Origin of the sequence: Saccharomonospora iraqiensis subsp. iraqiensis (assembly GCF_000430445.1) — a bacterium.
GTDB classification, from domain to species: Bacteria; Actinomycetota; Actinomycetes; order Mycobacteriales; family Pseudonocardiaceae; genus Saccharomonospora; species Saccharomonospora iraqiensis.
On record NZ_KE387084.1, the window covers coordinates 106,436 to 115,363 of the forward strand.

An 8,928-nucleotide genomic window follows, 5' to 3' on the forward strand; every position below is an offset into this window, starting at 1 on the left:
GCGCCCGGCCGACCCGGTCGTGGGCCGGGAGCGAGTCGCGGCGCCGCGGCCCACGGCCGGGACCCAGGCAGTGTCCGCCCACGCTTTTCAGCGCGCCGTGCGTCGGGGTGTATCAAAGCGCTACCGTGCCGTCCGTGCTGTGTGAAACCCTTCTCCTCGAAGTCGGCCTCCGGTGTCTGCTCTCCGCGGACGTAACCCGGCCGCATGACTCTGGCTGAGCACAATCTCGCTTATCGGCGCCCCGACCTTTACGACGCCCTGAACCGGGGCAGCACGGCAGCCACCACGTGCCGGCGGCTCATCGACGACTACGGGGCTCACGCAGGGAGTGTTCTCGACCTCGGCTGCGGTACTGCCCGTGACCTGGCTGAATTCTCCGATGCTCAAAACCGCGTCGGCGTGGACATCCAGCCCGCGCTCATCGAACATGCACGCCAGCAACACCCGGGCCTGGATCTGCGTGTCGGTGATCTGCGCACGGTCGTGCTCGGCCGCACCTTCGACACGATCCTCTGCCTCGGCAACTCCCTGGCTTATCTGCACCACAACGAGGACATCCGAGCGGCCTTCGCCACGTTCGCGGTTCACGCCCATCCCGGAAGCCTGCTGATCGTCGTTACCCAGATCGCCCCCACTTCCACCGCCGCGCCAACCCGCGGCCGGGTCGATGCGGCGGGCATCCATGCCGAAGTGATCATCGAGCACAGTTGGGACGCCCGCGCTCAGGTCGCCACCCTGCACCGGACCTGGCAGTTCGACAACGGCACCACCGAGTACGACCTGATTCGGCGCCGAGTTCTGTTCCCCCGCGAGTTGGAGCTCTACGCCACCCTCGCCGGGTTCGACCCCGTGGCGTTGTTCACCGATCCGCAGGACCGCACCGGTCCACTCACCGGTTCCACCGCTTGGTTCGTGGCCCGGTACGACCCCGCGTCATAGCCGAATCACTTTGGCACATCAAGGCGTTCTACGGTCGCTGTACCCGTTGCTCTTGCGGAGCGGGCGCCCGGTCGCTGCCGCCACCGCCGGTTGTCGTCATTGCGGCGAGCAGTGCGATGCGAGTCCTCCCACGGTCATGGCGATCCCGACGAGCTGTGCCGGTCGCGCGAGGCCGGGGTCGCGGTGGCGAGCCGACACGCCGCCGCCCAGTACCGCCAGGCCGACCAGCAGAGGTCCGAACCCGAACGGGATCGAAACGACGTAGACCACGCCTACGAGAACGGCGAAAACGACGAGCCGAAGTCCTTGGCCGGAACCTCGGGGCCGAGCACACGGCCGCCCGGTGCGCATAGGGAGGACGGGGTGTCCTGCTCCCTTTCGGGAAGGGCCCCGTCCTCACCACCAAGAATGCGCCGACCGCCCATGATCGGACCAGGGCACGAAGTCTCCGCCCGTAGGGCCGTCGGTCTCGATCGGGGAAGTGCACTCCGACCGTCGTCACACCATGCACGGAACTGAGCACTGGTCGGAGCGCCCCGTCCGGAGGGACGGGGCCGCATCGGAGGCGATGGTCATCTGCTGTCGGATCTCGTCCTGCGGCGCAAGGTCCGTCCGGAGACCCGTTCGATGATCGGGGCGATGCCCTCCCATTCCCCGAAGCCGTCCGCGGTGGCGAGGTGACCTCCACCTGGCAGGACCTCGATGCTGCTTCCCCAGGCCCGGGCCAGGGACCGCCCACGCTCCAGGGACAGGTGCGGATCGTTGTCGGTGACGACGAGGTGGGTCTTCAGCGGCAGCTGTTTCCGGGGTAGCGGTGCCAGCCCCGTGATCTCCGGCGGGGCGTCCTCGGCCTCGACATCGCCCGGGGCGACCAGCACCGCACCGGTCACCCGGCTGTCCCAGCACGTCGCGGCCCACAATGCCGCGGTCACCGACCCGCAGCTGTGCCCGACGAGCAGGACCTCGTCCTCGGTGCCACGGACGGTCTCGTCCAGCCGGGCCACCCACCGGTCACGATCGGGCGCGTCCCAGTCGTCCTGCACCACCCGGTCGAATCCCGCGTAGGTGTTCTCCAGGTGGGTCTGCCAATGCTCGGGTCCGGAGTTCGTGTATCCCGGCACGGTCAGGTAGCGCACGATCGGCCTCCGACTTCGGGGTCTTCGCCGACACAGGCGTCATGCTGCACGTCGTTTTGGTCGGCTGGTCACACACCGTGGCGAATACGGCGGATCGATGCCGGAGAGTTATCTCGAGGTCGGTGACGACCTCCTGCGAAGGGGGGAAGATCGGGGCCGGGCGCGTGGTCAACCGTTCACATAACCCAACAGCGTCATGTTTGTTACCTTCGTACACAAGGCACTTGACGTACTGAAGAGCGCGTGTGTGTACACTGCCCCGGGAGCGGGCGGCCGCCGGGCTGCGCGCGGACCGTCCCCGAGCGCCGTGCGGAAAGGATGTCAGTGTCGGCGAACCTGGATGTCGTGGCGGACCGGTTCCGGCTCGTCGGACCGCTCGGCAAGGGCAACATGGGCGAGGTACACCGCGCCGAGGACCTGACGGCACCCGAGGGCACCGCCGATCGTGAGGTCGCGGTCAAGCTCATCCTGCGCAACCGCACGGGGGCGAGCCTGGGGCCGGACTCCGCCACGAAAACGCCGCAGCGGTTCGATCGTGAGGTGCGGATCATGCGCAAGCTGGCGCATCCGAACCTGCCCCGCACGATCGACGGTGGCGTCGATTCCTCCGGCCTGCCGTACCTGGCGATGGAACTGCTCGACGGGCGCTCGCTGCGGGACCTGGTGTCCGAACATCCACAGGCGCCGATCTCCTGGGTCGCGGCGCTGGGGGTGCAGATCGTGGACGGTCTCGCCGCCGCGCACGCCGCCGGGGTGATCCACCGCGACCTCAAGCCGTCCAACGTGATGCTGCTGCGCGGCGGCGTGGTGAAGGTGCTCGACTTCGGTATGGGCCGGATCGTGGACGACGCCGATGCCGGCACGCTGACCAGCACCGGGGTCACGGTCGGCACGGCCCGGTACATGGCCCCCGAGCAGTTCGTCGACTCGGCGGTGGGGCAGGCCGCCGACCTGTATGCGCTGGGGTGTGTGCTCTTCGAGCTGCTGACCGGTGTCCCGCCGTTCCACAGCGGTTCGGCGCACGAACTGGGGAACAAACACCGCACCGAGCCTCCGGCACCGATCAGGCTGATGCGCTCGGACGTGCCGGACGCGCTCACCCGCCTGGTGGAGACGCTGCTGGCGAAGGACCCGGCGGACCGGCCGGCCGACGCCGCCGCCGTGCGGGCGGCGCTGTCCGCGCTGCCGACCGGGAAGGAGGCGGTCTCCGACTGGGAGTCCTTCGACCCGGTGACCGGCCTCGCCCAGCTCCGCGCGGCGGACGACAGCGGTGCCAGCGGGCCGTCCGCGACGACGGAGACGGAGCAGACCGGGCCGGTCACCGGTATGGACGTCTTCGGGGTGCACCGCAGGCTCGTCGACGACTACCGGTCGTTCACCGAGGGTGGCACGGTCATCCGGAACGAGCGGATCAAGGCGTACGTGGAGGCCGATCTCGACGCGAAGTCGCAGTGGCCGAACCCGTGGCTGTCACTGAACCCGTCGTTCGCCTCCGGCGGCTCCGTCCTGGAGCTCGCGGGCAACGGGGTGCTGCACCCGGAGTGCGCTCGGATCTTCCAGACGGGCAAGTCCGAGGACAGCACCGTGTGCGACGGCAGTTCGCTCACCCTGCACCGCCACCAGCGCGACGCGGTCGATGTCGCCCGTTCCGGCCGGTCGTACGTGCTGACCACGGGCACCGGGTCGGGCAAGTCGCTCGCCTACCTTGTGCCGATCGTGGACAAGGTGCTCCGTGACCGCGCGAACGAGGGGCCCGCGGCGCGCAAGCGGGTCCGGGCGATCGTGGTCTACCCGATGAACGCGCTGGCCAACTCCCAACTCAAAGAGTTGGACAAGTACCTGCTCGCCGGGTACGGGAAGGGTCACGAGCCGGTCACCTACGCCCGCTACACCGGGCAGGAGAGCGACGCGCGCCGCAAGGAGATCCGGGACGATCCGCCGGACATCCTGCTCACGAACTACGTGATGCTGGAGCTGATGCTCACCCGGCCCGACGACCGGCGCTCGCTGATCCGCATGGCGGAGGGGCTGGAGTTCCTCGTCTTCGACGAACTGCACACCTACCGGGGTCGGCAGGGCGCGGACGTGGCGCTGCTCATCCGCCGGGTCCGTGAGGCCTGCCGGGCCGAGAACCTGCAGTGTGTGGGCACGTCGGCCACGATGTCCACCGAGGGCAGTTTCGACGACCGTCGCACCGTGGTCGCCGACGTCGCCTCCACCCTGTTCGGCACCGAGGTCCGCGCGGACGACGTGATCGGGGAGACGCTGGTGCGGGCCACCGGCGAACCGCCGGACGTCGTGCCGGACGAGCGGCTGCGGTGGCCGGACGCCCCCCGCGCCTACGCCGACCTGACCGCGGACCCGTTGGCCCGGTGGATCGAGAGCCGGTTCGGGCTCGACACCGACGCGACCGGGCGACTCGTGCGTCAGGACCCCACCAAGATCGAGGACGCCGCCACCGATCTCGCCGAGCAGACCGGGGTGGCGGAGGCCGAGTGCGCCGAGGCGATCCGGCGTACCCTGGTCGCGGGCTCGCAGGCGCGCAACCCGGTCACCGACCGCCCGTTGTTCGCCTTCCGGCTGCACCAGTTCCTGTCCAAGGGCGACACCGTCTACGTCACCCTGGAGGACCCGGACACGCGGTACCTGACCCGGGACTACCAGCGGGTGCAGCCCGGGTCGGACGGCAAGGTCCTGCTGCCGCTGGCGTTCTGCCGGGAGTGCGGCCAGGAGTATCTGACCGTGTGGCGCCGGGACGAGGGCGGCACGATCAGCTACGAGCCGCGCCGGGACACCACCGCGACGGGCGGCCGCGCGGGCGACGGCTACCTCTACATCGACGGTGACCGGCCCTGGGCCCGCACCGAGAGCGAGGCGGTCGCCGACCGTCGGCTGCCCGAGTCGTGGCTGGAGACTGACGAGCACGGCAACGAACGTCTGCGCGACTCCTACCGCAAGCGGCTGCCGCGCACCGTGTCCGTGGACCCCTACGGCCACGAGGCCGACGACGGCCTTGCGGCCGCGTTCATCCCGGCGCCGTTCCTGTTCTGCCTGCACTGCGGGGTGAGCTACGAGCAGGTGCGGGGCAAGGACTTCGCCAAACTCGCCACGCTCGACCAGGAGGGCCGCTCGTCGGCGACGTCGCTGGTGTCGGCCTCCATCGTGCGGTCGCTGCGGGAGGCGCCCACCGAGGCGTTGGACGAGCAGGCCCGCAAGCTGCTCACGTTCGTCGACAACCGGCAGGACGCCTCGCTGCAGGCCGGGCACTTCAACGACTTCGTGCAGATCACCCAGCTGCGCGGCGCGTTGTACCGGGCGCTGCTGGACGCGGGGGAGGAGGGGCTGCGGCACGAGGAGCTGGCCACCCGGGTCACCGAGGCGCTGGGGCTGGAGCTCGCCGACTACGCGCGCAGCACCGACCTGCCTCCGTCGCTGGCGCGCAAGGCGGCCGGGGCGCTGCGCGACGTGATCGCCTTCCGGCTCTACGTGGACCTGCAGCGCGGCTGGCGGGTCACCATGCCGAACCTGGAACAGACCGGACTGCTGCGCATCGAGTACGAGGACCTGGACTGGCTCGCCGACCGGCAGGACCGCTGGAACGGCAGGCACCCGAATCTGGAGACGGCGGATGCGGACCGCCGCAGGGAGATCATGCGGGTGCTGCTGGACGAGATGCGGCGCGCCCTGGCGGTGGATGTGCAGTACTTCCGCGACGACTTCGAGCGGTACCGGCGCGCCAGCGAGGAACACCTCGTCGACCCGTGGGTGCTGTCCCAGAACGATCGCCCGCCGGTGAGTACCGCGTACCCGCAGGGGTCGAAGCCGAACCTGGGCCGGGACAACCTCTTCCTGTCCGGGCGGGCGAAGTTCGGCAAGTACCTGGACCGCGTCCACTTCGGCAAGCTTTCCGTCGACGACCGGCAGCAGATCATCGTCGACCTGCTCACCGTGCTCACCGAGGCCGGGTTGGTGGAAAAGGTGGAGGCGACCCCGGAGCACTCCGGCGGCCGGTACCGGCGGCGGGAGAGCGCGCCGATCCCCGGCTACCGTGTTTCGGCGCGGGCGCTGGTGTGGCGGGCCGGCACCGGGGAGACCGGCACCCACGACCCGCTGACCCGCACCTACGCCAGCGGGGACGGGCCGCGGGTGAACACCTTCTTCCGCGGTCTCTACCGCGACGCCGCGGGCGCGCTGGGCGGGATGGCCGCCAAGGAGCACACCGCCCAGGTCGCCCCGGACGAGCGGGAGAAGCGCGAGGAAGCCTTCGCCAAGGGCGAGCTGAAGCTGCTCTACTGCTCCCCGACGATGGAGCTGGGGGTGGACATCGCCGAGTTGAACGCGGTGATGATGCGCAACGTGCCGCCCACCCCGGCGAACTACGCCCAGCGCAGCGGGCGCGCGGGCCGGTCGGGCCAGCCCGCGCTGGTCACCACCTACTGCGCCACCGGCAACAGCCACGACCAGTACTACTTCCGCCGGTCGCAGCGCATGGTCGCCGGGGCGGTCGCTCCGCCGCGGCTGGACCTGGCGAACGAGGATCTGGTGCGTTCGCACGTGCAGGCGATCTGGCTGGCCGAGTCGGGCCTCAAGCTGGGCCGGTCGATCCCGGACACCATCGACATCGCCTCCGCCGAGGACACCGCCCGTCCCGATCCGGCGCTGCCGCTGCACGAGCACATCGCCGCGGCCCTGCGCGACCCCGACGCGCAGCGCCGCGCCGTCGCGGCGACCCGCGAGGTGTTCGGCGGGTTGCTGGAGCGCTTCGCCGACAGCACGTGGTTCCACGACGGGTGGATCGAGGCCACCGTCCGGGCCGCGCCCGACGAGTTCGACCGTGCCTTCGGCCGGTGGCGTGACCTGTTCCGCGCCGCGCTGGTGGACCAGGCCGAGCAGAACCGGCGGGTGCTCGACCACACGCTGTCCGAGCGCGACCACCGACACGCCGCGAACCGGCGCCGGGAGGCCGAGACCCAGCTCAACCTGCTCAAGAACGACAGCCCGGACAGCAAGTCGGTGTTGTCGGACTTCAACCCCTACCGGTATCTGGCCAGCGAAGGGTTCCTGCCCGGGTACTCGTTCCCGCGCCTGCCGCTGGCCGCCTACATTCCGGTCACCGGCCGCGGCTACGACGACGGGGACTACCTGCAGCGTCCCCGGTTCCTGGCGATCCGCGAGTTCGGCCCGGGCGCCCTGATCTACCACGAGGGCGCCCGCTACCAGGTGCATCGCATCCAGCTGCCGCCGGACGCCAGCGGGGACGTGGCCACCACCACCGCCAAGCGGTGCGCCACGTGCGGTTACCACCACGGCCCCCGGGACAACGCCGACCGGTGCGAGATGTGTGACGCGCCGCTGCGGGAGGAGTCGGTGGGGCTGCTCCAGCTGCACACCGTCTACACCCAGCGCCGCGAGCGGATCTCCTCCGACGAGGAGGAGCGGCGGCGCGCGGGTTTCCGCCTGGTGACCTCCTACCGGTTCCACGACCACGGCGCCCGCCCCGGCCGCCGCGACGCGGGCGTCACGGATGCGCAGGGCCGGATCGCCACCGTCAGCTACGGCGACTCCGCCACCGTGCGCATCACCAACGTCGGTCGGCTGCGCGCGAAGGAGGACGAACCGCCGGGCTTCTGGCTCGACCCGGGCGACGGGCGCTGGCTGAGTGAACGCGACGCCGCCGAGGCCTCCGGCGACTCCAGTGAGATGCCGGTCGTGGACGAGAAGGGCAACGAGAAGCGCCGCAAGAAGCGGGTCATCCCGTATGTCGAGGACCGCCGCAACGTGCTGGTGCTGAGCCTGACCGAGCCGCTGGAGCGGCCGGTGGCGCTGTCGCTGATGTATGCGCTGGAACGCGGCATCGAGGCGGCCTTCGAGCTGGAGGACGCCGAACTGACCAGCGAGCTGCTGCCGCCGGATGAGGGGCCGCGCGGGCGGATGCTGTTCACCGAGGCCGCCGAGGGTGGTGCCGGGGTGTTGCGGCTGATGCAGTCCGAGCCGGACGCGCTGGCCCGGGCCGCGGCGGCCGCGCTGGAGATCTGCCATTTCGCCCCGGACGGCACCGATCGGGGTGGTGCGCATCCGCAGCGCCCGTGCGCGCGGGGCTGCTACGAGTGCCTGCTCACCTACGGCAACCAGCCCGACCACGGCGAGATCGACCGGCACGCGGTGCGCGACCTGCTGCTGCGGCTGGCCGGGGCGCAGGCACTGGCCGAGGGGCAGGGCGAGACCCGGTCGGAACAGCTCGCCCGGCTGACCGCCCAGTCGGACACGAAGCTGGAGGGCCGGCTCGTCACCTGGCTCAAGGAACGGGGTCTGCGCCTGCCGGACGAGGCCCAGACCTACATCCCCGAAGCCGGGGCCCGGCCGGACTACGTCTACCGGCTGCCCGGGGCGAACGTGGCCGTGTTCGTCGACGGCCCGGTGCACGAGTATCCCGAGGTCGCCGAGCGGGACGTCGAGGCCGAGGACCGCCTGGTGGACAAGGGCTGGGATGTGGTGCGATTCCCGCACGACGCCGACTGGTCCACGGTCGTGGACCGGTTCCGGCGCTACTTCGGCGCGGGGCCGGACTCCTGACCCGCGAGGCCCCACGGCCCGGGCCCGGACGAGGCGAGGACACACGACGAAGGACAGGACACCGATGACGAGCACGGCCCCCACTGGCGAGACCACCCCGGCGGCCCCCGCCGCCACGTTCCGACCCGGCTCCCTGGTCACCGCCCGGGGCCGGGACTGGGTGGTGCTGCCGGACAGCGCCCCGGACATGCTGGTGCTGCGCCCGCTGGGCGGCACCGACGACGACGTGGCGGCCGTGTTCCCGGCGATCGAGCCGGTGCGCGGGGCCGAGTTCCCGCCG

4 protein-coding genes are annotated in these 8,928 nt (G+C 71.0%); 3 read left to right on the top strand and 1 reads right to left on the bottom strand.

Features of this window, described 5'->3' with window-relative positions:
* Window positions 1-204 precede the first annotated feature (204 nt).
* Window positions 205-939: a class I SAM-dependent methyltransferase gene (locus ACTIR_RS0110330; protein ID WP_026454217.1), complete on the top strand. Its 735-nt coding sequence runs from the start codon at window positions 205-207 to the stop codon at window positions 937-939.
* A gap of 572 nt (window positions 940-1,511) precedes the next feature.
* On the opposite strand, the gene ACTIR_RS0110340 is transcribed toward ACTIR_RS0110330, so the two are convergent.
* On the bottom strand, window positions 1,512-2,075 hold the full coding sequence (locus ACTIR_RS0110340; RefSeq protein WP_026454218.1) for an RBBP9/YdeN family alpha/beta hydrolase: 564 nt from the start codon (window positions 2,073-2,075) through the stop codon (window positions 1,512-1,514).
* Window positions 2,076-2,399: 324 nt separating this feature from the next.
* Here ACTIR_RS0110340 and ACTIR_RS0110345 point away from each other — a divergent pair, with 324 nt between their 5' ends.
* Both ACTIR_RS0110345 and ACTIR_RS26535 read left to right on the top strand, forming a co-directional pair.
* Window positions 2,400-8,648, top strand: a complete 6,249-nt coding sequence (locus ACTIR_RS0110345) for a protein kinase domain-containing protein (RefSeq protein ID WP_026454219.1) — start codon at window positions 2,400-2,402, stop codon at window positions 8,646-8,648.
* A gap of 64 nt (window positions 8,649-8,712) precedes the next feature.
* Window positions 8,713-8,928: hypothetical protein (locus ACTIR_RS26535; protein ID WP_026454220.1), on the top strand; the 216-nt coding region annotated here is incomplete at its 3' end.